We start from the raw sequence: 26,546 nt of genomic DNA on the forward strand, positions 1-26,546 counted from the left end.
TATGCTGGACGGAGAAAAACGCAGACTCCAGAGCCGGTGTACCATCAGCCGGGAGGAGCCGGATGGGCCGTACATGCTTGTGGGCATCCGGGACATCACGGCGCTGACAAGGGAACGGATCCGCACCCGGACGAGTATGGAGCTGATTGTGTCGGCGGCCAGCACGGTGTATCCGTTTATTCTGGAGGAAAATCTGACGAAAAACCGGGTGTTTACGATCTATAACCACGGCATTGTCCATGCGGGCAGAATGGATCATTTTACCATGGAAGAGATGCTGGAGAGCCTGAAGGACACGGTGGAGATTCCGGAGGATTACCAGACCCTTTACGACTGTATGAACCGGGAAGCGCAGCTGGATGCTTATGCAAGAGGAGAACGTATCCTGCATCTGCAGGTGCGCCAGCGCGGGGATGATGGCCGGATACATTGGATGGAGACACGGAACATTCTGATGAAAAATGAGGCCGATGATATCTGCTGTATTTCCATGACCCGCTGCATTGACGAGGATATGCAGCGCACTGCGGAGCTGGAGCAGGCGAAGGATGCGGCGGAGAGCGCCAACCGGGCCAAGAGTACCTTCCTTTTTAATATGTCACACGATATCCGGACCCCCATGAATGCCATCATCGGATTTTCTGATCTGGCGCAGAAGCATGTGGATGATCCGGCACGGGTGAAGGACTGCCTGCAGAAGATCCAGGTGTCAGGTTCTTATCTGCTGAAGCTGATCAACAATGTGCTGGATCTGGCGCGGATCGAGAACGGCAAGCTGGAGCTCCATGTGGAGGCCCATGATCTGGAGGCGGCTGTCAATCATGCCAGATATATTTTTTGAAGCGGATCTGAAGAAAAAACAGCTGGAAATGACCGTTTCCTGTGAACTGGAGGATCGGATCGTTTTCTGCGATCTGCTGAAATTAAAACAGATCGAACTGAATCTCATCGGGAATGGCATCAAATACACGCCGGCTGGCGGCAGGATTTTCTGTCAGGTGCGCCAGCTGGGCCGGGAGGGTGCCTATGGCCAGTATCAGTGTGTTGTGCGGGATACAGGCATCGGCATGAGTGAGCAGTTCCAGCAGCATCTGTTTGCCGCCTTTGAGCGGGAAAGCAGCGGCGTGACTACGGGGATCGAGGGATCCGGCCTGGGTCTTGCCATCACCAAGCGGCTGGTGGAGGCGATGGGAGGAACCATTTCCTGCGAAAGCACCAGGGGAAAGGGCACTGTTTTTACATGTACATTTTCTTTTGCCATTGGCACGGAGGCGGATCTCGCCGGTGAGGCCCAGGAGGAGTCCCACAGAGATATGCGGGGCAAACGGGTACTGCTGGTGGAGGACAATGCGCTGAACCGGGAGATTTCCAGGGAGCTGCTGGAAGGAGAAGGATTCGCGGTGGAGGAAGCCGCGGACGGCGACGAGGCGGTGGAAAAGCTCTGGCAGGAGGGACCGGGCCGGTACGACCTGGTTCTCATGGACATTCAGATGCCGCGGATGGACGGATTTACAGCGACGAGACAGATCCGAAAGCTTCCGGATCCATACTTTTCTTCGGTACCGATTGTGGCGCTGACGGCCAATGCGTTTGAGGAGGACCGGAAAGCGGCGCTGGAGGCAGGCATGAACGGCCATGTGGCCAAGCCCATTGATATGCGGGAACTGCGCAGACAGCTGGATCAATGCTTTTAAAATTATTTGAAAAAAATCTGAGAAACAGTGTTGACAAATACAAAACAGAGTGTTATAACACAAGTATAGCAGATAGAGCTAATAGAACTTGATCCGCTAAATCAGATTTTTGGAGGAAAAGATAAATGAATACTTTAAAAGCTGAAAAAAGAGATCTGGCCGTGAAGGCAAAACGACTGAGAAGAGAAGGTTACGTGACCGGTAACATATTTGGAAGGGAAGTGAAAGGCTCCATTCCGATCAAGATAGAGCGCAAGGACGTGGATCGGCTTCTGAAAACGGACAATAAGGGAAGTCAGATCATGCTGGATGTGGAAGGAACCATGTATGATGTCCTGATCAAGGATGTTGAGTTCAATCCGCTGGCCGGCAAGGTAGACGAGATTGACTTCCAGGCGCTGGTAAGCAATGAGGAAGTACATTCCACCGCAGAGGTCATTCTGCTGAACCATGAGAAGATCGTGGAAGGCGTCTTGCAGCTGGAGATGGAAGAGGTTGCCTATAAGGCACTGCCCGCAGCCTTGGTAGATAAGGTGAAGATTGATGTGGCCGAGATGAAGATCGGCGACGCTGTGAAGGTAAAGGATCTGCCGCTGGCTTCGGCAGCCGGTATTACACTGATTTCCGATCCGGAAGCCGTTGTTGTACGGGTAACACCGGTTCGCGGCGGTGAGGTTCCGGAGGAAGCAGAAGAGGAAGCTGCAGAATAATATTTTAAATAAAGAAGTCCCGGATGGTTTCAGATACGCCTGAAGAAGGAGAAAAGAAGCCGTCCGGGGCTTTTTTGCATGATCGGAAATTACGTCGTCGATGGCGCCTGTTATACCCTGCCCGAAGGGAAACGGAGACGCACGCGGTACTTTCCCTGTTGTCCTTACAGCACAGGTATGTTAAAATGAAGACAACAGGAAAGCGTGACAAAAGTATAAAAAAATCAAATAAAAGAAAACTATATATGATTCCCGGGAATCATAAGATCTACGAAAGGAGAAGGATCACTATGGAAATGAAGATCAGAATTGCAACTGTACAGGATGCTGCGATGTTTGTGACGAAGATGGAGAATGTTGCCGGTGATGCGGATCTGAAGTTGGGGAGCCGTACCGTGGATGCCAAGTCGCTGATCGGTGTGCTGCAGCTCGGCGTGGGTCAGGAGACCGTTCTGGATATTCACAGTGATCAGGAAGGCGAGCGGATGAAGGATGTGCTGAAAGCGTACATTGTCTGAGACAGAGGCACAGCAAAAGAAAAGCAATGATCACGGCGGATCGTTTCAAATGGGCGATCCATACAGCAGGAGACAGAAGATGAACACAAATCTGGAGCATTACCGGATCTTTTATTATGCAGGAAAATATGGTTCCATTACCCAGGCTGCGGAGGAGCTGTCCATTTCTCAGCCTGCGGTAAGCCAGGCGCTGAAGCAGCTGGAGCATACACTGGGGACAGCACTTTTTATCCGCACGGTCAAGGGCGTGCGTTTCACGGCGGAGGGAGAGATGCTCTATTCCTACGTGGCCCGGGGGTATGAGTACATACAGAACGGGGAAGAGAAGCTGATGCAGATGCTGAACCTGTCCACTGGTGAGATCCGGATCGGCGCCAGTGACATGTCCCTGCAGTATTACCTGCTGCCTTATCTGGAACAGTTTCATGAAAAATATCCGAAGATCAAGATCACGGTGTCCAATGCCACCACGCCGGAGACGTTGGTGAATTTGCAGGAGGGTAAGATCGATTTTGGTCTGGTGACAGCGCCGTTTCATATGAGGAAGGATCTGCGCAGCCAGGAGGTGCGGAAGCTCCAGGATATCTTTGTGGCGGGCAGCCGTTTCGCCCATCTGCAGGGGAAAAAGCTTTCCTATGAGGAGCTGCTGTCCCTGCCGCTGATCCTGCTGGAGGATAATACGAGCACGAGAAGATACACCGATGAATTTCTGCGAGAGCAGGGCGTGGTCATCCGACCGGAGTTCGAGCTGGCCACCAGTGACATGCTTGTCCAGTTTGCCCGGAAAAATCTGGGGATCGCCTGTGTGGTATCGGACTTCGCGCAGGAGTATATGGACAGCGGGGAACTGTTTGAGCTGGAATTTGACCGGCGCATTCCCCAGCGCAGCATGTATATGATCGTGGACCGGCACAATCCCGTGTCGCTGGCGGCGAAGAACCTTCTGCAGATGCTGCACGTGAAGTTGATATGAAGGAGCAAAAGAAAAATAAGCGACGCGTCAGCGGCATTTATTTTTCTTGCGACTTCATCGAACGAACCGCCTGCGGGGCAGGCGAATGAGCGCGTCAGCGCGGGTTCGTGAGATGGACCTTTGAAACGATATAAACAATAGTTATGGAAAATATAATAAATATTGATTTTACTTATGCAGACTCCTGTAGTATACTTGTGAAGTAAAAGGGCTTGTATCTTTTACAAAATTACATGATACGAAAAAAGGTATCCATTTAGGAGGAATTTGTAATGGTAAAAGCAGTTGTTGGAGCAAACTGGGGCGATGAGGGCAAAGGTAAGATCACAGATATGCTGGCAGAGACCGCTGACATTATCGTTCGTTTTCAGGGCGGTGCCAATGCGGGACATACGATCGTAAATAACTACGGTAAATTTGCACTGCATACCCTGCCGTCTGGTGTATTTTACAACCACACCACCAGCGTGATCGGCAACGGCGTTGCGCTGAATATCCCTGTATTCTGCAAGGAGCTGGAGTCTGTTGTATCCAGAGGAGTTCCCATGCCGAAGATCCTCGTTTCTGACCGGGCACAGATGGTGATGTCCTATCACATTCTGTTTGACCAGTGTGAGGAAGAGCGCCTGGGCAAGCACTCCTTTGGTTCCACCAAATCAGGAATTGCACCATTTTATTCAGATAAATATGCGAAGATCGGTTTCCAGATCAGCGAGCTGTACGATGAGGAATCTCTGATGGAGCGCGTGAAGAGCGTATGCGAGCAGAAGAGCGTGATCCTGGAGCATCTGTATCACAAACCGGCACTGAAACCGGAGGACGTTTTCGCAGAACTGATGGAATATAAGAAAATGATCTCTCCTTATGTATGCGATACATCCGCTTTCTTATATCAGGCCATCCAGGAAGGCAAGACCATCCTGCTGGAGGGTCAGCTGGGAACCCTGAAGGATCCTGATCACGGCATTTACCCGATGGTTACTTCCTCTTCCACACTGGCTGCTTACGGCGCCATCGGCGCAGGCATCCCGCCTTACGAGATCAAGCAGGTGGTAACGGTGTGCAAGGCATATTCCAGTGCTGTAGGCGCAGGCGCATTCGTCAGCGAGATCTTTGGCGATGAGGCACAGGAGCTGCGTGACCGTGGCGGCGACGGCGGAGAGTACGGCGCTACTACAGGCCGTCCGAGAAGAGTGGGCTGGTTTGACTGTGTGGCTTCCAAATATGGCTGCCGCCTGCAGGGAACCACAGATGTAGCCTTCACCGTACTGGATGTACTGGGCTATCTGGACGAGATTCCGGTTTGCGTCGCTTACGACATCGACGGCAAGATCACCACCGAGTTCCCGACTACCGCAATGCTGGAGAAGGCAAAACCGGTGATCGAGAAGCTGCCTGGCTGGAAGTGCGACATCCGCGGCATCAAGAAGTACGAGGATCTTCCGGAGAACTGCCGGAACTATATTGAATTTATTGAAAAGAAGATCGGCTTCCCGATCCGCATGATTTCCAACGGACCGGAGAGACACGACATCATTTATCGTTAAGATTGCTTGCGTGAAAACTGGCAGAAAAACGGGCTTGGACGGCGGCTGCCGGAGAGCCCGTTTTTCGTATGCATGGGGAAAAACTGCTGATGACAGGGAAGATATGTCTGTATAGGCAGCGCTGAGAATCTGCACGGGCGAATCGGAAAGGAAGAAAAAGGGGAGGACTTTACGGATGGTAAAAAATATTGTGTTTGATATTGGCCGTGTGCTGGTAGACTATGACTGGGAAAGCTATCTGGATTCGTTCGGATTTTCGCCGGAGGTGCGCGCCCGGGTGGCAGCAGCGGTATTTCGGAACAAGGACTGGGGAGAGCTGGATCGGGGCGCGATCCCCGAGGAAGAGGTGCTGGCCCGTTTTATCGCGAAAGCACCGGAGGTGGAGACAGAGATCCGTAAGGTCTGGGGCCATGTGTTTGAGACGATTCATGAACGACCCTATCCGCCCCGGTGGATACAGACCTTGAAAAAGAGAGGCTTCGGCGTCTATTATCTGTCCAACTATTCCTGGCGGGGCTGTAAGGATACGAAAGAGATTCTGGACACCTTCGTGCCGCTGATGGATGGCGGTATTTTCTCCTGTGAGGTGGAGCTGATCAAGCCTGATCCGGCCATTTACCGGACATTTGTGGAGAAATTCGGTCTGCGGCCGGAGGAATGCCTGTTCGTGGACGACATCCCGGCCAATGTGGAGGGAGCCAGATCCATTGGTATGCGGGCAGAGGTGTTCACCACAGCGGAAGAGGTGTGGAAGCTGCTGGAGGCACTGCCGGATCCCCAATAAAGATTTCTGTGGCTGCAGCATGAAATTTTATTTGTCGTCGGACTTTTTTTCGTGATCTCTGGTCACGACTTTATAGATCCACAGATAGATGTACAGCAGCGCTGGGAACAGGAAGGTGCACGCCAGGGAGGCGATGAACCACCGGCCGGCGGCTTCTGATCTGGAGAATGCCAGGATCAGGGTGACCACATACATGGCAGCGATGAGGATGAGTGCGATCACTGCCAGAATTCGTTTTATGGATTTCATGGAAAATGCTCCTTTCGGATAAATTGCTATCTGTTATTATACATGAATAAAAGGGATGAAACAATCATGGATATACAAAATCACCCCATCGGGGTGCTGGATTCCGGCCTTGGTGGCATCAGTGTCCTGCGGGAGCTGGTGCGGCTCATGCCGGAGGAGGATTATCTTTATTTTGGGGACTCGAAAAACGCCCCCTACGGGACGAAGACCGCAGAGGAAGTGCTGCGGCTGACACGAAATACCGTTTCCTTCCTGCTGGAGCAGGGGGCCAAGGCCATTGTGGTCGCCTGCAATACCGCCACCAGTGTGGCGATCCGGGAGCTGCGGCAGGAATACCCTTCGATTCCCATGATCGGCATTGAACCGGCGCTGAAACCGGCGGTGGAGGCCAAGGCCCATTCCACGGTACTGGTGATGGCCACGCCCATGACGCTGAAAAAAGAGAAATTTTCGGATCTGATGCATCGCTACGAATCCGACGCGAAGATCATCAAGGTGCCCTGCCCGGGGCTGGTGGAGCTTATTGAGGGAGGCGTTCTGGAAGGCCCGCAGATGGAAGCTTATCTGCAAAAGGTGTTTGCCGGGGTTGGCAAAGAGCACATGGACGCGGTGGTGCTGGGCTGCACCCATTTTCCGCTGGTGAAGGAGGAGATCCGCAAAGCACTGCCCGCGGAGGTAAAGATCTATGACGGCGGCGCCGGAACGGCCCGGGAGACGAGACGGCGGCTGGTGGCAGCCGGGCTTCGCCGGGAACGGAAGGAAAAGGGCCGGGTGATCTTTTACAACAGCAGCGAGGATGAAAAAATGCTGGAGCTGAGCAGATATCTGCTGGATAAAGCCGGAGAGGAAGAGAGAAAATCATGAGCAGAGTAGAAAAGTTTAAAATGGAGCGGGAGGGATTGGTAAAGCCCGGGGACGAAGTGCATATTTCCGAGCACAAATCCGGTCTGTATGCCTATATCATCGAACCGGCCGTGGCCATGTCCGGCTGCTATGCGTTCCGCGACCGGATCTTAAGCCGCACCGGAACGGTGGTGCAGGTGGAGACGCTGGAGAGCGGCTTCATGGTGTACGTGGAATTCGAAAATTAGACAATCAATAAAAAGAATATTCGATATTGACAATGCGTGTCTAATAGTGTTAGACTAAAGAAAGAGATAAGTCTAACACTATTAGACACGCATTTTTTATGGATACACCAGGGAACATGCTTTATCACAGAAGGAGAAAGTGGGAGTGGAACAGTATCAGTTGGGAGAAATGGAAGAACGGCTGGCGGATCTGATCTGGGAAAAGGAGCCGCTGACCTCCGCAGAGCTGGTGAAGGCCTGCGGGGAGGCTTTTGACTGGAAAAGAACCACCACCTACACGATGCTGAAACGGCTGATCGTGCGGGGGATTTTTGTCAATGAAAAAGGTGTGGTGAAAGCCTGCATGACAAAGGAGGAATTTCTGGCGGCCCAGGGAGAACAGTTCCTGGAGGAACGGTTTGAGGGGTCGCTCCCGAAGTTTCTGGCGGCCTTTTCCAAGCGAAAGAAGCTCAGCGACGCGGATGTGGCGGAGCTTCGGAAGCTCATTGACGAATACGAGGAGGAGTAGCGGATGGTCGGATGGGAGGGTGCTTTGACAGGGGCGTTTATCGGTGTGCTGAATATGAGCCTCACGGCCTGTGTGATGGTGCTGGCTGTCCTGGTGATCCGGGCGTTGCTGTGCCGGAGGGCGCGAATCTTTTCCTATCTGCTCTGGGCGGTGGTACTGTTCCGGCTGCTGTGTCCGGTGTCCATACCGGGGCCGGGTTCGCTGCTGGGGATGCTCCAGAGTGGCACAAATGTACATGGACGGATGGAATATGTGACGGAGGAGCTGGGCTTTCAGGCGCAGCCGGAGGTGAAGCTTTCCGAGCTTGGCGGCGGAGACGGGATCCGCGTGAAGCTGCCGGAGGCGACACCGGAAACTTCAGTGCATCCGGTGCAGGTGGGGCTGTTTGCGGGAAGCGTGATCTGGGTGCTGGGAATGGCAGGGATGGGGTGCTATACGGCTGTGTCCTGGGGAAAGCTTCACAGACGGCTGCGAAATGGCAGGCGGGAACGGGGACGAATCTACCGGCTCCCGGGCGCGGGAACGCCCTTTGTATATGGTGTTTTTCGAACGAAAATTTTTCTGCCAGAGGAACTGGAGGCAGAGGAGGAAGCCTTTGTTCTGCGCCATGAGGAGATTCATGTCCAAAGACGGGATCCTCTCTGGCGGATGCTGGCCTGGCTGGCGCTTTGTATCCACTGGTTCAATCCGCTGGTGTGGCTGGCCTACGGGCTCAGTGAAAAGGATATGGAAATGTCCTGTGATGAGGCTGTGATCCGTGAGCTGGGGCCGGGCGTGAAAAAGGCGTATACCACCTCTCTGCTGTCCATGGCAGCAGGGCGGAGCCGGCTGGCCAGGACGCCTATCGCTTTTGGCGAGCAGGATACGGGCAGCCGGATCAGGCATGTGCTCCGGTATAAAAAGCCCGGGAAGTGGATGACGGTTCTGCTGACGTTCCTTTGCGCGGTGCTGGCGGGCTGGATGCTGGTGAATCCGGGCAGCAGCGCGGCAGGCGAGGATACGGCCTCCGGGACGATGGATGACGGGCAGGGCAATTCCGGCGCAGTGGACGGGCAGGGAGATTCCGGTGTGTCAGACGGCGTTGCGGCGACGGAAGCTGTTGCCATGGATACGGGGAGCTATGCGGAAATGGCAGAGGTCACACTGAAAGACGGCCAGGTGCCGGATGGAAATTACGCTGTGCGTGCCCTTTCGATAGACTGGACGGAAAAAGCCGTTGACCGGTATCTGATAGAGGACATAGAAGCGGCGGATCATTATCCGGCCCTGCCATTTTCCGAAGACTGTACCTATAAAGGAAATAGTTCCATGAACCGGGTGGAGATCCGGGAGTTCAGTTACGATGCGTTTGAGCGCATGATCAGGGAAAATGGGATCGACAATTATGTGGTTTTGTACTGTGTGATCAAAGACGGCCAGATTCGGCAGGTGTATATGCCCGGCAGTTATTATGGCTACGGGATCGCCTATGCCGCGCCGTCGGATTGGGATGAATTTACATGGCAGCAGGAGGCGGTGAGAATGGATGGGGAAGAACTGTTGGAGACCTATTATTCCCTGGACAACACAGAAACGGCCGATGTCAGTGATGCGCCGGGCACGGAACAGATCCAGGTCTATACCGGCAATGTGGATGACGGCCAGAGCGGCTACGTCCTGATCCGGGATGCCGAAGGGAGTCTCCTGCACGCCGAATGGGCCCATGAAAGCCGGGCAGGCTGGAACAATATCTATCTGGGCGAACAGGACGGAGTCTCCTATCTCATGACCCTCCACGTGGAGAACCGGGAGGAGTACGGCTCCTACGGTTATCAGGTCTACCGGCTGGCTGCAGACGGGGCAGTACGCCAGATCGCGGGCAGTACACTGGACTGGAACGCGGGCGTTACCCGCTACAGGGAAGACCTTTTCCGGCAATGGGCCGACCAGATGAGCGCCTATCTGGAAAACAGCCACCTCCTCCTCAGTACCCAGGATGGCATCTTGCGGACAGAGAAGGTGAACGAGGCAGATCGGTATGATTTTGATGCCTGGAAAGGCTATGGGAACGATTGCAGACAATAAAAACAGAAAAGAAGAGGGATATGCCTGAAAAACAGACATATCCCTTTTGAATAACGATAAAATAAGGATTATCTTCCGCAGCACTTCTTGTACTTCTTTCCGCTGCCGCAGGGACAGGGATCGTTACGGCCAATCTTGGCGCCCTTGACGATGGTGCCGGACTTCTTCTGCTCCAGGTAGAGCTCTTTCTGACGCTCCTTTGTGAAGATCTCATCCCACTGAGGAAGCTGATACAGCCAGTCTGCCTTGGCATCCACCATGTTCTTGTATAATTTCTCTTTGTCGTAGATCAGGTTGACCTCGGTGTCCTCCTCCATCTCCTCGATGGGGTTCGGAGTTACCAGGCTGTCGTTGATGCCGTCCAGGAAGCCGGTCATGGTAAATACATCCAGACCCAGGCGTTCAGCCAGCTCCTTTACTGTGCCCTTGTATTCTTCCTCGGGATTGGACAGAAGACGGATATAAATGTTCTTCTCAGTCTCAAAATAATTTGCCCAGAATCTCTGCAGATCCCCTTTATTTGCTTTCTCGTTGTAGGCAACGTCTCTCCATTCCTTTAATAATGCCATGCTTTCTACCATCCTTTGTTCTTGAAACTTTCTGCGGTTCCATCCGCAGGACAGATATAGTATATACCATTTTGTCCGAATAGGCAAAATATTTTTTCACGGCGGTGTATAAGCCGGGCAAAAGGGGACATACTGATAATATCTTATCGGACAGGCCGATGAAAAAAGCCTGCCGGGTAAGAAAAACAGCGTATGCTTTTGGCAGTCTGGAATCCCCCTTTCCGACTGCAGGGACAAAAGAAAAAAGTAATACTTATCCTCCCCTTTTTGGAAATCCTCCGGACATGTCAAAGGTGATGTGCCCGGGGATTTTTTCGTTGACAAAACCTGACAGGACTGCTACGATTATGGATAGAAAAGGAGAGAGAAAAATGTCTGAATTGATGGATATAATCAAAGATCCGACAATGGATTATCAGCAGCGCTGCATCGCCCTGGCAAAATATGCAGAGAATCTGGAGGATCACATTGTCCTGAGTGATCGTACAAAATATTTTCAGGAAAAACAGGTGGTAACGGCGATGGGAGAAGGGGCATCCCCTTATCGTCCCCGCTATGTGACCATGGATTTTGAGAAGTTTTTTGCTCAGGGAAGCAAATTTCTGGAGCTGGAACCGCCGAAGGACATCTGGGAGGCGGTATCCGATCTGATGATCATTTACCACCATATCCCCGGCGTGACCATGCAGCCGGTGTATATCGGTCATTTGGATCGCCTGCTGGAGCCCTTTTATACGACCTATGAGGAAACGAAACGTGCGGTGAAGATGCTGCTCATGCATCTGGACCGCACAATCCCGGACTCCTTCTGCCACTGTGATATCGGGCCGAAGGATACGAGGGTGGGAAGGATCATTCTGGAACTGTCTGCAGAGATGCAGCGGCCGGTACCGAATATGTCCTTGGTTTATAATGAAGAGACACCGGATGATTTTGCACTGGAGGCCATCAAAACCGGCCTGATCACGGCAAAACCCAGCTTTGTCAATGATGCCATGTACCGGAAGGACTGGGGAAGCAATTACTGTATTGCCAGTTGCTATAATGTGTTGCCGGTGGGTGGCGGCGGCTATACGCTGGGCAGAATGAATCTGCGGTATCTGGAGGAGATTACCCACAGCCGGGAAGAACTGATGGGAGGCCTTTTGAAAGAGGCGGTGCTGTGCGAGTGTGAGATCATTGATAAGCGGATCCGGTTCATTGTGGATGACTGTCATTTCTTTGAAAATTCCTTCCTGGCAGAGGAAGGACTGATCTCCCGGGATAAATTTGTGGGTATGTTTGGCATCGTGGGGCTGGCAGAGCTGGTGAACGGTGTGCTGCATGCAGAGAAACAGGAGGATCGGTATGGCACCGGTGAGGAGGCCAATACCTTCGGGGAGCAGATCCTGGATGTGATCCATGAGACTGTGGCTTCTTACCAGCCGAAATACGGCAAGATTTTCATGCATGGTCAGGTGGGTATTTCTACAGATGTCGGTACTACACCCAACGTGCGGGTGCCTGTGGGTGAGGAGCCGGAGTTTTATCAGCATCTGGCAGTGACGGCAAGAATGCAGAAGAATTTTGAGACGGGTGTGGGGGATCTGTTCCCTTTTGATGCCACAGCCAAGAAAAATCCCCAGGCGGTGCTGGATGTGATCAAGGGTGCCTTTGCCATGAACATGCGGTATTTTTCCTTCTATTCCAAGGATACGGATGTGATCCGCGTCACCGGGTATCTGGTGAAGCTGTCCGAGATCGAGGAGTACAACAAGGGAAAAGCTGTTCTGGACAACACCACCAACTTTGGCAGCGGTGCCAAGGAGGGGTTGAAGATCATGCAGCGTAAAGTGAGAGGTTTTGAGTATGCATAGACAACAGGAGAGGGGAGCGCTGACGGCGCCGGTCAATAAGATCATCCCTTTCAGTGTTGTGGACGGACCGGGCAGCCGGTCCGCCGTTTTTTTTCAGGGATGTGATTTTCACTGTGCCTACTGCCACAACCCGGAGACCATTGGCCTGTGTGCGCACTGTGGGGCCTGCGTATCGGTCTGTCCGGCGGGGGCGCTGGAAAACAGAGAGGGGAAGATTGCCTGGGATCCGGCAAAGTGCTGCGGCTGTGATGCCTGTATCCATGTCTGTCCCCACAGCAGCTCTCCCCGCATCCGCCAGATGACAACAGACGAGGTGCTGGCAGAGCTGAAAACTGCCCTGCCCTTTATCCGGGGGATCACGGTGTCCGGCGGCGAGTGCACCCTGCAGGAGGCATTTATTACGGAGCTTTTCGAAAAGGTAAAAGCACTGGGCAAAACGGCCTTTGCGGACACCAACGGTCAGAAAGATTTCCGGCAGATGGAGGCGCTGACGGCGGTCATGGACAAGGCCATGCTGGACGTGAAAGCCTGGGACGAAGAGACCCACATCCGGCTCACGGGCAGCAGCAACCGGCTTGTGCGCGCCAATCTGGAATACCTGGGAAGCATCGGCAAACTGTACGAGGTGCGCACGGTCATCGTACCGGATTTTCTGCCCAACGAGCAGACGGTGGAGGAGGTCAGCCGCCGGATCGCCCGTTTTTCGGGGGTACGCTATAAGCTGATCAAATTCCGTACCTTCGGTGTCAGAGGAGAATTAAAGGAACATGCCTCCCCGGACGACGCCTATATGCAGAAGCTGGAAAAAATGGCGAGAGATCTGGGCGTGCAGGATATCGTAGTGACGTAGAGAAAAATATGAAAATCAAAGATTTTTTGTTCCTGCATGGGAGTGAAAGAACAAAAAATGGGCATAGTAATCCTGAAGCTGCCGGACAGATGCGGCAGCGGGAAAGGAGATTACAAATATGCCTGATTTAAGTTGTGCGGTAACCAGCTGTTTTTACAACAAGACCGATCGATGCTGTAAGGAAAACATCCAGGTGGAGGGCGCCGATGCCCGGGTGATGAATGAGACGAGCTGCGGAAGCTTCCGTCCCAGAAGAGGGGATTCCTTCGTAAACATGGAGGCGGGAACCCCGGAGGCCAAAACCAGCGTCCACTGTGAGGCACACGAGTGCGTGCACAATGACAACTGTAACTGTGTGGCTGACCGTATCGGCATTGCCGGTGCCCATGCCTGTGATTGCAAGGAGACCGAATGTTCCACCTTCTCCTGCGGATGTCGATAGGGGAGAATACTTCCCCGGGGTGATGCTCCCCATCGTGCAGCGGGATTTTCCTGCGAGAGCGTGATGCACTGCTGGTGTAAACTGGCAGCGGCGTATCCGTCAGGGAAAACGCAGAACGACGGTGAGCTTTGAGACTGAAAAGGCTGGTTTTCTGTAAAAATGCGGGAGGCCAGCCTTCTTTGTTGCTGGTTTACAAAGACTTTCGTTGCGGCAGCCCGGGTTTCATGCTATAATAGCATACGCAAAATAAAATAAAGGGGACGTACATATGGATATATGGAATATTTTAAAAGCAGTGTTGTTTGGTATCGTGGAGGGCATCACCGAGTGGCTCCCCATCAGCAGTACCGGACATATGATCCTGCTGGATGAGTTTATCAAGATGAACGTCAGCGAAGCCTTTCTGGATATGTTCCTGGTGGTGATCCAGCTGGGCGCGATCCTGGCAGTGGTGGTGCTGTACTGGGATAAACTGTGGCCTTTTCGTTTCGGAGGCGGCCCGATCATCAAGAAGAAAACCTTCAGCATGTGGTTCAAGATCGTGGTGGCCTGCATCCCGGCAGCCATCGTGGGTGTGCTGTTCGACGACGTGCTGACAGCGCTTTTCTACAATTATATTACGGTAGCGATCATGCTGATCCTGTTTGGTATTCTTTTCATTATCATTGAGAATACGAACAAATACAGAAGACCGCATATCCGCAAGATCAGCCAGATCACGTACCCGACAGCCATCATCATCGGTATTTTCCAGCTGATCGCGGCTGTATTCCCGGGCACCTCCCGTTCCGGTGCCACCATCGTGGGCGGTCTGCTGTGCGGTGTTTCCAGAACCGTTGCCGCTGAGTTTACGTTTTTCATGGCTGTGCCGGTGATGCTGGGCGCCAGCCTTCTGAAAATTGTGAAATTCGGTTTCGCGTTTACCGCCGGGGAACTGGTGGTGCTGGTGGTAGGCATGGTTGTGGCTTTTGTGGTATCTATCCTGACCATTCAGTTCCTGATGGGATATATCAAAAAGCATGATTTCAAGGTGTTCGGCTGGTACCGGATCGTCCTCGGTATCCTGGTGCTGGTGTACTTCCTGATTTTCAACTAATACGTGTAGACCCTTGAATCGTGGAAAGATACTTGAACTTTCAGCGATGATATGTGCGATATAAGATTTTGATGATTGTTATATCGTGGAAAACGGCCGAAAGAGGGGGGAGAGCAATGGAATATTTTGGAACGATCGGTCCGGCCTGTGACCGGGAGGATATCCTCCGACAGATGTTCGTGGCCGGCATGACGGGCATCCGCATGAATATGTCCCACGGCAGTCTGGCAGAGCATCAGGACTGGGTGGAGTTGCTTCATCGGGCGGCGGCAGAGGCGGGACGGCCATTGAAGCTGCTCATCGATCTGCAGGGGCCGGAGCTTCGCATCGGCAAACTGCCCGGGCCGGTGGAACTCACCGATGGCAGTGAGGTACTTCTGGGCAAAGGCGTCATTTCCATTCCGGAGACGATCTATGATTATGTACAGCGGGGCAGCAGTCTGTTGCTGGATGACGGCAAGATCCTGCTGGAGGTGCTGGAAAATTTCGGCGACTGCCTCAACTGCGAGGTGAAGCGGGGCGGCACCCCTGCTGTCAGAAAAGAGCATTGCCGTGCCGGACAGCACCCTTCGTCCCCCCACACTGACAGAATCCGATTTGGAAAATCTGTCGCTGGCTGCAGCCTGCGGGGTATCCGGTGTGATGCTGCCCTTCGTGCGGGATGTGCAGGATCTGGTGGCTCTGCGGCAGGCGTTGACGGATGCCGGGGCAGAGCATGTGCGCATCTATGCCAAGCTGGAGAACCGACAGGGCATCGCTTCTCTGCCGGAGCTTCTGGACTATGCGGATGTGTTTGTCATTGCCAGGGGCGATCTGGGCAATGATGTGCCGCTGTGGGAGCTTCCTGCGGTGCAGAAGCGGACGGCAGCATTTTTGCGGGCGGCAGGAAAGCCATTCGTCATCGTGACCCAGATGCTGGATTCCATGGAGCGTCGGCCGGTGCCCACCCGGGCAGAGGTGTGCGATATTTTCAATGCCGTGCTGGACGGGGCGGATGCGGTGATGCTCACGGGCGAGACGGCTGCGGGAAAATATCCGGTACAGGCCATGGAGTATCTGGTGAAAACGGGAGAAGCAGCAGTAAAATACCTGAAAGAACCGGTATGATAACTTTGTATCCTGCGTTTTTTACTGCTGTGCAGCTGCATCTGGCGCATGATCGGGAGTTTCATGCATATCTGTGAAATTTTCCTTGACAATGTGTATAGAGTATGGTAATTTATTAATGTTGCGAGAGCATAAAACAAAGCAGAGTATCCACTCTCACCCTGGCACGAGACAGTGACCCGGCGTTTATAGAGCTTTTGTACGGCGCAGCCGTATGTATGAGATTTCTTGTGGATAGTCTGACTATCCACTTTTTTTATATTCAATATTTATTTTGGAGGTGTACTGTTATTAGCGAATTAATGATTAACGAGCAGATCAGAGACAGAGAAGTACGTCTGATCGGGGAAGATGGCGAACAGCTTGGCATTATGTCAGCGAAGGATGCAATGAAGCTTGCCAGAGAAGCAGAGCTGGATCTGGTGAAGATTGCCCCGACTGCTAAGCCGCCGGTGTGTAAGATTATCGACTATGGCAAATATCGTTATGAGATGGCCCGTAAAGAGAAGGAAGCACGCAAGAAGCAGAAGATTATTGACATCAAGGAAGTGCGGCTTTCACCGAACATTGATTCCAACGACCTGAATACCAAGGTCAGCGCTGCCAAAAAATTTATTGAAAAAGGGGATAGAGTAAAAGTGACCCTGCGTTTCCGCGGCCGTGAGATGGCGCATATGCAGAGCAGCAAGCAGATCCTGGATGTGTTTGCAGAGAAGCTTGCCGACATCGCGGTGGTTGAGAAAGCCCCGAAGCTGGAAGGCAGAAGTATGACGATGTTCTTAACCGAAAAACGTTAGGAATATTATAAGATTTATATTTAAGGAGGAAATCATAAAATGCCAAAAATTAAGACAAACAGAGCTGCTGCAAAGAGATTTAAAAAGACAGCATCCGGACAGTTAAAGAGAAATAAAGCTTACAAGAGCCATATTCTTACAAAGAAGAGCACCAAGAGAAAGAGAAACCTCAGAAAAGCTACGATTACGGATGCAACAAATGTTAAGAATATGAAGAAGATTTTACCGTATCTGTAAGAGAAAGTAGTTAAGGAGGAATATTGAGAAATGGCAAGAATTAAAGGCGGTTTAAACGCAAAGAAAAGACATAACAGAACATTAAAGCTGGCTAAGGGTTACAGAGGAGCCAGATCCAAACAGTATAGAGTAGCAAAACAGTCTGTCATGAGAGCACTGACCTCTTCCTACGCTGGAAGAAAAGAGAGAAAGCGTCAGTTCAGACAGCTGTGGATCGCACGTATCAACGCTGCTGCAAGAATCAACGGCCTTTCCTACAGCAAGTTCATGTTCGGCCTGAAGCAGGCTGGCGTTGAGCTGAACCGTAAGGTTCTGGCTGACATGGCTGTGAACGATGCAGAAGGCTTTGCAACACTGGCAGAGCTTGCAAAGAGCAAGATCGCTTAATCGATACAGACAATGCCCCAGAGGCGAAGAGCAGAGAAGCTTTTCGCTTCCAGGGCATTTTTTATACCCGAAAGAATACGAAAGACAGAGAGGGAATGTATGCGGATCAGTGTAAATGACATCATTATGTGGATCATGGCCATCGGCTTTGTGATCGGCGGTCTGGACTATATGGCGGGAGACCGGATGGGCCTGGGGAAGAAGTTCAAAGAGGGCATTGATTTTCTGGGAGCAGCTACGTTGAGCATGGCGGGCCTCATGTGCCTGGTGCCGGAATTTTCCGAGGGCATCAAGGCGATCCTGCACCGGACAGGAACCGGAGCCATTGATCCGGCCATGGCGGCCAGCGTTATCGGCATCAATATGGGTGGCCATGCCCTGGCCATGGAGCTGATGGAAAGCCGCCAGATCGGTGTATTCTGCGGCATCGTCGTCTGTTCCATGCTGGGTGCCACCATCACCTTTACTATTCCCACGGGGTTATCTATCATTGAGAAAAAAGACCGTTCCTATTTTGCCAAAGGGCTCATGCTTGGGCTGATCACCGTGCCGGTGGGCTGCTTTGCGGGTGCTCAGGTCATGGGCATTTCGGTGCGGGAGACACTCATCAACGAGATTCCGGTGCTGGTGCTGGCGGCGGTGCTCATCCTGGGGCTGTATTTCATCCCGGAACGGCTGACCGTGGGATTTGTCGGCGTGGGGCATCTCATTCAGCTGGCTTCCCTGGCAGGGCTGGTACTGGGCGGATTTTCCTATATCAGCGGCTGGAAAGTGCTGGGCGGCATGAAAGATCTGATGCCGGTGATGGAGGTGGTCAGCGGTATGTGCGTGGTCATGGCGGGCAGCTTCGTCATCATGGAGCTGGTCATGCGTGGGGCGGGCAGCCATCTGGAAAGGCTGGGCCAGAAGGTGGGCATCAACGGCACGGCAGTCAGCGGCATGCTGTTTTCCTTTATCAGCCTGTTCCCGGCGTTTTACATGATGAAAGACATGAATCCCCGGGGAAAAGTGGTGTGTACAGCCTTTTTCGTGGGAAGCACCTGTGCGGTGGGCGGCCATCTGTCCTATGCGGCAGCGGAAGAGCCGGATTTCATTGTCGCCATGCTTGTCGGGAAAATGACGGCGGCGGTGCTGGGAGCGGTGCTGGCCCTCGTCCTGGAAAAACCGGATAAAATCATTTCAGAAAAGATGGAAAAAACCTCTTGACAGAATGAAAGTCTGTACTATAATAAGTTTATAAAAATTCCTCGATAGCTCAATGGTAGAGCATTCGGCTGTTAACCGAAGGGTTGTTGGTTCGAGCCCAACTCGGGGAGCTGAAGAAGTCCTGCAGATGACAGAGTCTGCAGGGCTTTTTTGTCTGCGAATGGCGCGGGTGAACTGGTGAAATTTCAAGACAGACAGTTGCGGCCATGCAAAATTTTCTGTATAATAAAGACATAGAAACAGATACAGCAAAGGAGAAATGACATGACGAATCAGACACCGACTGCGGCAGATCAGCAGCCTTTGGTACAGAAGCTGACAGGTGCGCAGGAATTGTATACATTGCTTTCTCTCTGCTCCAAGGCACCGTATGTGATGTGCGACGCAGAGACATTTGATGACGAGATTTTCCTTTTTTTTAATGAGGCGGATGCGAAGGCCGAGATGGAACAGCGCAAGGCACACAATGAGCCCACAGGCCCGGTAAAACTGGATCAGAAGCAGCTGCTGGGCTTCCTGGGAAGTCTTTACACGTTAGGCATCAACGCCCTTGTGCTGGTGGACGGGGCGCGCAGGGAACAGGTACAGCTGGATGCGGTGGTGAAGCGGAACATCAAGAAGGATGAGAAGAACACCTGGATCGAGAATTCGGCCCTGCATCTGACGGCCCTGACCTTTGCCCAGGAGCTTCGAAGACCCAAGGAGAGCCGGGATGCGCAGAAGCTGGCAGAACTGCAGGAGGAATTGCAGGCAGATTTCCTGCGGGGTACCTTTATCGCAGCCGTACAGAAGGATACACCAGGGATTCCGCTGGTGAAGATGCCGGATGGCTCCCTGAACCAGCCACTGTTTACCGATATCATTGAATTTCAGAAATTCAACCGGGAGCAGAAGTTTAAGGCAGTGCCGGTACCGGCTGGGAAATTGCCGGATGTGATGGCCAAGGAGGCCAAAGGCGTGGTGTTAAATCCGCTGGAGGTGAGCCTTTCCCTGACGGTGACAAAGAACCAGCCCAAGCCCAGGACGGCGGAGGAAGCTGTGAACAGAGCGCTGGCGGAGATGGAATAACCGACAAAAGCAGCAGATGATTTTTCCATGACATACACAAAGGGGGACTGTATATGGCAAGACACTATATCATCACGATTGGAAGAAGTTTTGGAAGCTGTGGCCGTGAGATCGGAGAGAAGCTGTCGAAGGAGCTGGGGGTATCCTTCTATGACCGGAATCTGATCCTGATGGCTGCCAAGAAGAGCGGCATGAAGATGGAACTGCTGGAGAGCGCCGATGAGAAGCTGCTGAACCGGTTTCTGGATCCGTATGCATCCATGAATTCCACCATGGGCACCACCAATGACCGTCTGTTCCGGGTGCAGTCTGAGATCATCCGGGAGATCGCGGGCCGGGAATCCTGTGTCATTGTGGGACGTCAGGCGGACAAGGTGCTGGCCGGATACGATAACTGCACGAAGATCTTTATCTATGCGCCGCTGGAGCGCCGGGTGGATACGATCATGAAGCGCCATGACCTGAATGAGCAGGAGGCGCGCCGTCTGATCCGTCGGATGGACAAGAGCCGGAAAAACTACTATTCCTATTTCTCAGACGGAGAGTGGGATTCCAAGGACGGCAAAGACCTGATGATCGACAGCAGTTACCTAGGCGTGGACGGCACGGTGAAATACCTGGCAGAACTGATCCGCTGGAAATATCAGCTCCAGGCATAAGCGGCAGAATGGGACAAAGGTGCAGCTTTGTGAATGCGGGTGAGAACCATAATAAAGTGTGCACAAAAACGTGTGCAAAAAAATGTAAGAAATTGCGAAAAAGGGATTGACATTTAGATAAACATCCCTTATAATAATTATCGTTGAGCAGTTGTGGCGGAATTGGCATACGCGCATGATTCAGGTTCATGTCCATGTAGGTGGGTGCGGGTTCAAGTCCCGCCAACTGCATACGATGAAGATCGGAGATTCGAGAGAGAATCTCCGATTTTTTCATCTCGTTTTCTTTTTGGAGAATACGGTCCTGTTACCGGCAGACGGAAAAAGGAAATTGACCGGAAAAAATATATTGTATAAAAAAATGAAAAAAGTGTTGACAATTATATTGGAGAGTGTTATTATAATACTCGCATCAGGTAATACCGATGCAGGCAACACACCGAATGAGCAGTTGTGGCGGAATTGGCATACGCGCATGATTCAGGTTCATGTCCATGTAGGTGGGTGCGGGTTCAAGTCCCGCCAACTGCATATCGAAGAAGATCGGAGGTTCGAAAGGATCTCCGATTTTTCTATTCTGTTCTTTCTTTCGATTTCGCAGAATTTGGCACCGGCAGTTTCCGCAGGCATTCTGCATAAAGCAAAAGACAGGATGGGGCGGTGGTCAGTCTGTATTTTTGGTATTGTAAAAATAGTTCAAAAAATTTGTGAAATTATTTTTCAAAAAGTGTTGACATTCCACGGACACCGTGGTATTATAATATTCGCGTCAGGGAGTTACAGAAAAGCTTCCCAAGCGCATGAAACGCAGTTGTGGCGGAATTGGCATACGCGCTAGACTAAGGATCTAGTGAGCATTGCGCTCGTGCGGGTTCAAGTCCCGCCAACTGCATAGGATACTCTGCAGATGTTGTGTCTGCAGAGTATTTTTTATTTTTCATTCTGAAATTCTATTGTATCTGATACTCGAAGCTGTCTTTTCTGTTGCATCCCCTTTGTTTCTGATGTAAAATAACGTCGAAAACCCTACGGGGAAAAATGGATTTTTACAGCAGGAGGAACAGACAATGCGTTTGGTAGTCAAGGTCGGGACATCTTCTCTGACACATAAAACAGGACTTTTAAATATCAGAAAGGTACAGAAGCTGTGTGTGACACTGTCGGACATTCAGAATGCGGGACATCAGGTGATCCTTGTGTCATCGGGTGCCATCGGTATGGGTGTGGGCAAGTTGCATCTGGACCGGAAGCCGACAGATATGGCGACGAAGCAGGCAGCGGCGGCTGTGGGCCAGTGCGAGCTGATGTACGTGTACGACAAGCTGTTTGGGGAATACAATCATACAGTGGCGCAGATTCTGCTGACGGGCAATGATGTGGACAATGAGATCCACCGGGAAAATATCCGCAGCACCATCAGTCGTCTGCTGGAGCTGGGTGTCATTCCCATCATCAATGAGAATGACTCGGTGGCAACGGCGGAGATTGACGAGATCAATGCCCTGGGCGACAATGATACACTGGCAGCCATCGTTTCTGTGTGCATCGGCGCGGATCTGCTGGTGCTGATGAGTGATATCGATGGGCTGTATACCGAGGATCCCCGGAAGAATCCGGATGCGAAGCTGATCCATGAGGTGGAAAATCTGACGGAAGAAATGATGGAAAGCGCCGGAGGCGCAGGCTCCTCCCAGGGAACCGGCGGCATGCGCACGAAGTTAAAGGCAGCGAAGCTGGTGTGTGAGAACGGTATCGACATGGTGATCACCAACGGGGATACGCCGGAGAACCTGTACGGCATTGTGGACGGCGATCCCATTGGCACCCGTTTTTTAAAGAAAAAATAAGCTACATATTCTTTTCTAAATATGCATCCGTCTGCGCACTTCTTCTCGGAGACGGGCACGGGTGAGGATGGTGCCCAGAGCAGCGGCGATGACAGCGCAGCAGGTGAGTACCACGGCGGACCAGGAAAGCTCCAGGGGCGCGTGGGCGAAATGTCTTGTCAGAAGTTCTACCAGCACGGTGAAAGCGGCGATCTCCAGCACGATGACCACGGCCATGGACAGGATGGAACGGCTGACTTTCCGGTAAATGAGGGCGAACAGCAGAACCAGCACGGTGAGGGCGCCGATGATGGGCAGGGCCACCTGGGTAAACCAGGGGGAACCCGGGAATTCATAGGCCACGATACCGGCGTACAGCGCCACCGCGGCTCCGTCAAAGAGGATGGTCAGGTAGACGGACAGGCGGCTGTAAATGAGCATGGGCGTGCAGAAGATCCACAGCAGGATGCAGGCGCCGATGACATAGAAGGACCAGTGATTGGAACGAAAGACTAGGAGATTTAAGAGGCCGCAGGCGATGGCGGTCCCTGCCAGAACGACAGAGATCAGGATCGCCAGATCTGTGCGCTTCACCGGATCTACCTGGCCTTTTTTGCGTGGATAAGGGTAGGGCGGAACCGGCTCCTGGGGGTTCATCAGGTTCGGGTTGATTACCGGCGTGTTGCATAAAGGGCATCGTTTTAACGACGGATCCAGTTTCACGCCGCAGTTGACACAGTAGGACATGGTTTATACCTCCATAGACCGGTTGGACCGGATGGTGACGGGTACCTGATCTTCCACGAGCTTGCAGAAAAACAGGCGTTCGATATCGGTTTCGACAATGCTGCTGGCGAAATTGATGACCAGCGCATCCTGAAAGCTTGCAATAGCGCAGTTTGTGCGGGCAGAAAAAGGCTGTCCCATGATCGCTTCGAAATGATCGACGAAGGGGGCCATTTCCGGCGGCACATCAATGACGCCCAAGTTGGTCAGCCCCGCCGAGGACTGTTTGTCCTGAATCCGGATGTAAAACTGCCGGACGAACAGATCCTTGATGAACAGCGGGACAGTACGGATCACCGGGTGCCGCTGGGTGGCGGCGTTGGTGGTGATGTCTGCATTTAAAAATTTATTGTTCAGGTAATACCGCATATAATGATGTACCTGCGTGATAATATCCTCAAAGGTGTAATCGCCCATGCGGGGATCGATGGACGGATAAACCATGGAAATGAAGTTCCGCATGGTTTTGGACGGGAAAAACCGCCGCAGGTTCACCGGCATGGCCAGCTTCAGTGGGCGTTCACGGACCGGATGCTGCGCTTTTTGCTCTTCCATAAGGGCGTATAGAAGAACTGCATTGAGATATTCCGTCACGGATGCCTGATAGCGGGCGGCAGTTTTCTTCAGAGCTTCTACGGAAATCGTGCCGCTGATGATGTTCAGCGTGTAGAAGGGTTCCTTCGTTCCCCGGAAGCGGTAAGCCTGTTCCTGGCTCCGTTTGGAACGGAAGCGGGAGCGGGCGTAACGCATGTAGGAATCCTCCAGCTCCTCCGGGTCCGGCTCCTGGTGGATATCCAGTACGCCGTGGCCGTTTGGAATATCGTGTCCCAAAAGACGCAGATAGACAGCGGTCAGTGTGCGCAGAAAATACATGCCGCCGGTACCGTCTGTCAGAGAGTGAAAGGCCTCCAGTGAGATGGTATTTTCAAAATAATACAGCCGGATGAGATACCGATTGTTACTCTTGAAAGGCATGGGCATGCACGGATTGCAGATATCTTCCCGCACCGGCGGCAGTGGCCGGGGATTGGGCTCCAGATAGCGCCAGAACAGGCCTGTGCGGATGGCTGAGGCAAAGGTGGGAAAACGGGGGATGGTAAGCCGGAAAGCCTGTTCCAGCAGGACAGGATCCACCGGTTCCGTCAGGGTGACGCTTAAGCGGAACACGGAAGAAAAATCTTTTCGCTGCAGCGTTGGATAGACATTGGCTGACAGATCCAGCTTATACCATTTTACAGGATGTTTTTTTGTGTTTTTTTCCGGATTTGTTCATGGGTATTTGCCTCTCGTTTTTAAACAGTTTTGTCGGACTGTTTTGCTTCATTTAGTATATCCCTATCAGATAAAAGGTGCAACTAAAAATAAGAAAAGCAACTGTGCGTGAACTGTGCGGAAACACCGTTAGAGTGATCCGGAAGAAGAAGCTTGCGAAAGGGCAGGGGTTTTGGTAGAATCTGTACATAACAGGCAAAAGGAGGCGTAAAATGGAGAGAGAAAAACGCAATGCGCAGCTGATGAAACTGATCCGTGCCGTGCACAGCGTGGTGGGCAGTGAGGATATTGGGAAAAACCGGATTTCTCAGGAGCAGATGGCCCGAAAGCTGGGGCATTCCCGGGATATTACCTATACAGAATTTGAGATCAATGGTATTCCGGCCCAGTGGAGTTGTGTGAACCGCAGACATATGAAGAAATATGTGATCCTGTACTGCCATGGCGGAGGTTATTTCACCGGCAGTATGCATTACGCCAGGATGATCACCAACCGGCTGGCGGAGAGCACATCCATGGACGTCCTCTGTTTTGAGTACCGTCTGGCGCCGGAACACCCGTACCCGGCAGCAGTGGACGATGCGCTGGCTGTGTGGGACCACCTTATGTATCTGGGCTATGGCAGCCGGGATATCATTGTTGCGGGGGATTCTGCAGGCGGCAATCTGGCACTGGAGCTGGGGCTGACGCTGAAAAAGCAGGGCCGCCTTCTGCCCAGGGGATTCGTGCTGTTTTCTCCCTGGACGGATATGACCTTCACCGGCAAGAGCCATGAGGTGAAGCAGAACGTGGATCCGGTGCTGACGCCGGACTATCTGGAACGGGCCAGAAGCGCCTATGTGGGAAATTGCGGGCTGCCTTATGCGGATGACCGGCTGTCCCCGCTGTTCGGCGATTTTGCAGGCTTTCCGCCGGTATATATCCAGGCCGGGGGCAACGAAATGCTGCTCAGCGATTCCGTGAATCTGGCAAAAAAGCTTGTCAAGTCCAATGTTTCCTGCAAAATCGACGTGTACAGGGGCATGTGGCATGTGTTCCAGATGTCGCCCTTCAAGACGGCCTATGACGCCATGGACAAGATCGCGGAGTTTATTTTTGATATCTGCCGGTAAACGAACATTGACCGGCAATGAATTTTCTGCAAATTTTTTTGAAATAAAAAAAGGATTTTGCAGGTTTGTGTAGAAAATATAATGTGAGAGATATTGATAAAGCAGCCCGAAGAAAGGGTGACGGATATGACGATCAGGGAGAAACAGGAACTGTGGGAGCGGAAGTACTTAAGTCCGTATGCATCTCTGAGTGAGAGATCCAGAGGAAGGGACCGGGAGGAGGAGCCGTGCGACATTCGCCCGGTGTACCAGCGGGACCGGGACCGGATCCTGCATTCCAAGGCATTTCGCCGGATGAAGCATAAGACCCAGGTGTTTCTGACGCCCATGGGAGATCACTACCGCACGCGGCTGACCCATACGCTGGAGGTTTCCCAGAATGCCCGGACGATCGCCCGGGCGCTCCGGATGAACGAATCTCTGGTGGAAGCCATTGCGCTGGGCCATGACCTGGGGCATACGCCTTTTGGACACGCGGGAGAGCGGGTGCTCAACGAGCTGTGCGAGGGCGGCTTCGCCCACTATGAGCAGAGTGTCCGCGTGGTGGAGGTGCTGGAGAAGAAGGGCCAGGGGCTGAACCTGACCTGGGAGACGAGAGACGGCATCCGCAACCATGGAACGGCGGGCCATCCCCATACGCTGGAGGGCAAGATCGTCCGTTTTTCCGATAAGATCGCCTATATCAACCACGATATCGACGATGCGATCCGGGCCGGGATCCTGCGGGAGGAGGACATTCCTGCCGAGTACCGGGAGATTCTGGGCAATTCCACCAAGGAACGCCTGAACACGCTGATCCACGATATGATCTGGAACAGTGAGGGGAAGGATGATATCTGCATGTCCGCCCATGTGGAGGGCGCCATGCGGGATTTGCGCAGTTTTATGTTCGAGCATGTGTATACCAATCCGGTGGCGAAATCGGAGGAAGCCAAGGCGGCGAACCTTCTCACGGGTCTGTTTGAGTATTATATGAAGCATCCCGATGAGTTGCCGGCGGAATATCTCGATATGATGAAGGAAAGAGAGCAGGCGATGGACCGGACGATCTGCGATTATATCGCGGGGATGACGGATCAGTACGCCATTGCCAAATTCCAGGAATTCTATGTACCGAAGGCCTGGAGTGTATAGAGCA

General features: G+C 52.5%; 29 protein-coding genes, 4 tRNA genes and 1 pseudogene. 30 read left to right on the forward strand and 4 right to left on the reverse strand.

Annotated features, from left to right (window positions below):
* Position 1: 1 nt before the first annotated feature.
* The 7 genes from RJD28_07700 (at position 2) to RJD28_07730 (ending at position 6,226) form a co-directional block, all read left to right on the forward strand.
* The gene (locus RJD28_07700; protein ID WNV59343.1) at positions 2 to 841 is read left to right on the forward strand and encodes a histidine kinase dimerization/phospho-acceptor domain-containing protein; all 840 of its coding nucleotides are present in this window, start codon (positions 2 to 4) and stop codon (positions 839 to 841) included.
* Positions 822 to 1,694 (forward strand): response regulator, encoded by an 873-nt coding sequence (locus tag RJD28_07705; protein WNV59344.1) that lies wholly within the window; start codon positions 822 to 824, stop codon positions 1,692 to 1,694. The genes RJD28_07700 and RJD28_07705 overlap by 20 nt, the downstream gene beginning before the upstream one ends.
* 125 nt (positions 1,695 to 1,819) lie before the next feature.
* Positions 1,820 to 2,404, forward strand: coding sequence for a 50S ribosomal protein L25 (locus RJD28_07710; GenBank protein WNV59345.1), 585 nt, complete (start codon positions 1,820 to 1,822; stop codon positions 2,402 to 2,404).
* 290 nt (positions 2,405 to 2,694) lie between these two features.
* Complete coding sequence (locus RJD28_07715) at positions 2,695 to 2,922, forward strand: HPr family phosphocarrier protein (GenBank protein WNV59346.1); 228 nt, start codon at positions 2,695 to 2,697, stop codon at positions 2,920 to 2,922.
* A 79-nt stretch (positions 2,923 to 3,001) separates the two neighbouring features.
* Positions 3,002 to 3,895 carry a LysR family transcriptional regulator gene (locus tag RJD28_07720; GenBank protein ID WNV59347.1) on the forward strand — a complete coding sequence of 298 codons (894 nt, stop codon included), beginning with the start codon at positions 3,002 to 3,004 and terminating at the stop codon, positions 3,893 to 3,895.
* Between the two features lie 272 nt (positions 3,896 to 4,167).
* On the forward strand, positions 4,168 to 5,442 hold the full coding sequence (locus RJD28_07725; protein WNV59348.1) for an adenylosuccinate synthase: 1,275 nt from the start codon (positions 4,168 to 4,170) through the stop codon (positions 5,440 to 5,442).
* 175 nt (positions 5,443 to 5,617) lie between these two features.
* Positions 5,618 to 6,226 carry an HAD family phosphatase gene (locus RJD28_07730; GenBank protein ID WNV59349.1) on the forward strand — a complete coding sequence of 203 codons (609 nt, stop codon included), beginning with the start codon at positions 5,618 to 5,620 and terminating at the stop codon, positions 6,224 to 6,226.
* Positions 6,227 to 6,253: 27 nt separating this feature from the next.
* Here the strand turns inward: RJD28_07730 and RJD28_07735 are convergent, their stop codons facing one another.
* Positions 6,254 to 6,475: a hypothetical protein gene (locus RJD28_07735; protein ID WNV59350.1), complete on the reverse strand. Its 222-nt coding sequence runs from the start codon at positions 6,473 to 6,475 to the stop codon at positions 6,254 to 6,256.
* A gap of 66 nt (positions 6,476 to 6,541) precedes the next feature.
* Here RJD28_07735 and murI point away from each other — a divergent pair, with 66 nt between their 5' ends.
* The 4 genes from murI to RJD28_07755 all read left to right on the forward strand — a co-directional run bounded on the left by murI (position 6,542) and on the right by RJD28_07755 (position 10,138).
* Entirely contained in the window at positions 6,542 to 7,339 is a 798-nt protein-coding gene (gene murI / locus RJD28_07740) for a glutamate racemase (GenBank protein WNV59351.1), read from the forward strand.
* Positions 7,336 to 7,566, forward strand: coding sequence for a hypothetical protein (locus RJD28_07745; protein WNV59352.1), 231 nt, complete (start codon positions 7,336 to 7,338; stop codon positions 7,564 to 7,566). Before murI ends, RJD28_07745 begins: the two co-directional genes overlap by 4 nt.
* 145 nt (positions 7,567 to 7,711) lie before the next feature.
* Positions 7,712 to 8,074: a BlaI/MecI/CopY family transcriptional regulator gene (locus RJD28_07750; GenBank protein ID WNV59353.1), complete on the forward strand. Its 363-nt coding sequence runs from the start codon at positions 7,712 to 7,714 to the stop codon at positions 8,072 to 8,074.
* 3 nt (positions 8,075 to 8,077) lie between these two features.
* Positions 8,078 to 10,138: a M56 family metallopeptidase gene (locus tag RJD28_07755; protein ID WNV59354.1), complete on the forward strand. Its 2,061-nt coding sequence runs from the start codon at positions 8,078 to 8,080 to the stop codon at positions 10,136 to 10,138.
* A 68-nt stretch (positions 10,139 to 10,206) separates the two neighbouring features.
* On the opposite strand, the gene RJD28_07760 is transcribed toward RJD28_07755, so the two are convergent.
* The gene (locus tag RJD28_07760) at positions 10,207 to 10,707 is read right to left on the reverse strand and encodes an SEC-C metal-binding domain-containing protein (protein WNV59355.1); all 501 of its coding nucleotides are present in this window, start codon (positions 10,705 to 10,707) and stop codon (positions 10,207 to 10,209) included.
* Between the two features lie 371 nt (positions 10,708 to 11,078).
* On the opposite strand from RJD28_07760, the gene RJD28_07765 reads away from it, so the two are divergent.
* The 17 genes and pseudogenes from RJD28_07765 (at position 11,079) to proB (ending at position 22,259) form a co-directional block, all read left to right on the forward strand.
* Positions 11,079 to 12,563, forward strand: coding sequence for a YjjI family glycine radical enzyme (locus RJD28_07765; GenBank protein WNV59356.1), 1,485 nt, complete (start codon positions 11,079 to 11,081; stop codon positions 12,561 to 12,563).
* Positions 12,556 to 13,413: a YjjW family glycine radical enzyme activase gene (locus RJD28_07770; GenBank protein ID WNV59357.1), complete on the forward strand. Its 858-nt coding sequence runs from the start codon at positions 12,556 to 12,558 to the stop codon at positions 13,411 to 13,413. The genes RJD28_07765 and RJD28_07770 overlap by 8 nt, the downstream gene beginning before the upstream one ends.
* Before the next feature lie 118 nt (positions 13,414 to 13,531).
* Entirely contained in the window at positions 13,532 to 13,855 is a 324-nt protein-coding gene (locus RJD28_07775) for a DUF1540 domain-containing protein (protein WNV59358.1), read from the forward strand.
* Between the two features lie 268 nt (positions 13,856 to 14,123).
* On the forward strand, positions 14,124 to 14,951 hold the full coding sequence (locus RJD28_07780; GenBank protein ID WNV59359.1) for an undecaprenyl-diphosphate phosphatase: 828 nt from the start codon (positions 14,124 to 14,126) through the stop codon (positions 14,949 to 14,951).
* A gap of 173 nt (positions 14,952 to 15,124) precedes the next feature.
* Positions 15,125 to 15,412, forward strand: a pseudogene (locus RJD28_07785) (pyruvate kinase).
* Positions 15,413 to 15,503: 91 nt separating this feature from the next.
* The gene (locus RJD28_07790) at positions 15,504 to 16,058 is read left to right on the forward strand and encodes a pyruvate kinase (protein ID WNV59360.1); all 555 of its coding nucleotides are present in this window, start codon (positions 15,504 to 15,506) and stop codon (positions 16,056 to 16,058) included.
* Between the two features lie 302 nt (positions 16,059 to 16,360).
* On the forward strand, positions 16,361 to 16,855 hold the full coding sequence (gene infC / locus RJD28_07795) for a translation initiation factor IF-3 (GenBank protein ID WNV59361.1): 495 nt from the start codon (positions 16,361 to 16,363) through the stop codon (positions 16,853 to 16,855).
* A 39-nt stretch (positions 16,856 to 16,894) separates the two neighbouring features.
* Entirely contained in the window at positions 16,895 to 17,092 is a 198-nt protein-coding gene (gene rpmI, locus RJD28_07800; protein WNV59362.1) for a 50S ribosomal protein L35, read from the forward strand.
* A 30-nt stretch (positions 17,093 to 17,122) separates the two neighbouring features.
* The gene (gene rplT / locus RJD28_07805) at positions 17,123 to 17,479 is read left to right on the forward strand and encodes a 50S ribosomal protein L20 (protein ID WNV59363.1); all 357 of its coding nucleotides are present in this window, start codon (positions 17,123 to 17,125) and stop codon (positions 17,477 to 17,479) included.
* A gap of 99 nt (positions 17,480 to 17,578) precedes the next feature.
* Positions 17,579 to 18,685, forward strand: coding sequence for an ethanolamine utilization protein EutH (eutH, locus tag RJD28_07810; protein ID WNV59364.1), 1,107 nt, complete (start codon positions 17,579 to 17,581; stop codon positions 18,683 to 18,685).
* A 38-nt stretch (positions 18,686 to 18,723) separates the two neighbouring features.
* Positions 18,724 to 18,795, forward strand: a tRNA-Asn gene (locus tag RJD28_07815).
* Between the two features lie 154 nt (positions 18,796 to 18,949).
* Complete coding sequence (locus RJD28_07820) at positions 18,950 to 19,753, forward strand: SseB family protein (protein WNV59365.1); 804 nt, start codon at positions 18,950 to 18,952, stop codon at positions 19,751 to 19,753.
* 53 nt (positions 19,754 to 19,806) lie between these two features.
* Positions 19,807 to 20,412 (forward strand): cytidylate kinase-like family protein, encoded by a 606-nt coding sequence (locus RJD28_07825; protein WNV59366.1) that lies wholly within the window; start codon positions 19,807 to 19,809, stop codon positions 20,410 to 20,412.
* 147 nt (positions 20,413 to 20,559) lie between these two features.
* A tRNA-Leu gene (locus RJD28_07830) sits at positions 20,560 to 20,643 on the forward strand.
* 216 nt (positions 20,644 to 20,859) lie between these two features.
* Positions 20,860 to 20,943, forward strand: a tRNA-Leu gene (locus RJD28_07835).
* A gap of 276 nt (positions 20,944 to 21,219) precedes the next feature.
* Positions 21,220 to 21,304, forward strand: a tRNA-Leu gene (locus RJD28_07840).
* A gap of 175 nt (positions 21,305 to 21,479) precedes the next feature.
* The gene (gene proB / locus RJD28_07845; protein ID WNV59367.1) at positions 21,480 to 22,259 is read left to right on the forward strand and encodes a glutamate 5-kinase; all 780 of its coding nucleotides are present in this window, start codon (positions 21,480 to 21,482) and stop codon (positions 22,257 to 22,259) included.
* A gap of 15 nt (positions 22,260 to 22,274) precedes the next feature.
* Here proB and RJD28_07850 read toward each other — a convergent pair whose 3' ends face one another.
* Together RJD28_07850 and RJD28_07855 are read right to left on the reverse strand one after the other, a co-directional pair.
* Complete coding sequence (locus tag RJD28_07850) at positions 22,275 to 22,985, reverse strand: DUF6320 domain-containing protein (GenBank protein ID WNV59368.1); 711 nt, start codon at positions 22,983 to 22,985, stop codon at positions 22,275 to 22,277.
* A 3-nt stretch (positions 22,986 to 22,988) separates the two neighbouring features.
* Positions 22,989 to 24,191 (reverse strand): alcohol acetyltransferase, encoded by a 1,203-nt coding sequence (locus tag RJD28_07855; protein ID WNV59369.1) that lies wholly within the window; start codon positions 24,189 to 24,191, stop codon positions 22,989 to 22,991.
* A 317-nt stretch (positions 24,192 to 24,508) separates the two neighbouring features.
* Here RJD28_07855 and RJD28_07860 point away from each other — a divergent pair, with 317 nt between their 5' ends.
* Positions 24,509 to 25,408, forward strand: a complete 900-nt coding sequence (locus tag RJD28_07860; GenBank protein ID WNV59370.1) for an alpha/beta hydrolase — start codon at positions 24,509 to 24,511, stop codon at positions 25,406 to 25,408.
* A gap of 126 nt (positions 25,409 to 25,534) precedes the next feature.
* The gene (locus RJD28_07865) at positions 25,535 to 26,542 is read left to right on the forward strand and encodes a deoxyguanosinetriphosphate triphosphohydrolase (GenBank protein ID WNV59371.1); all 1,008 of its coding nucleotides are present in this window, start codon (positions 25,535 to 25,537) and stop codon (positions 26,540 to 26,542) included.
* Positions 26,543 to 26,546 lie beyond the last annotated feature (4 nt).

The sequence above is a fragment of the Oscillospiraceae bacterium NTUH-002-81 genome (genome assembly GCA_032620915.1).
In the GTDB taxonomy this organism is placed as follows: Bacteria; Bacillota; Clostridia; order Lachnospirales; family Lachnospiraceae; genus JAGTTR01.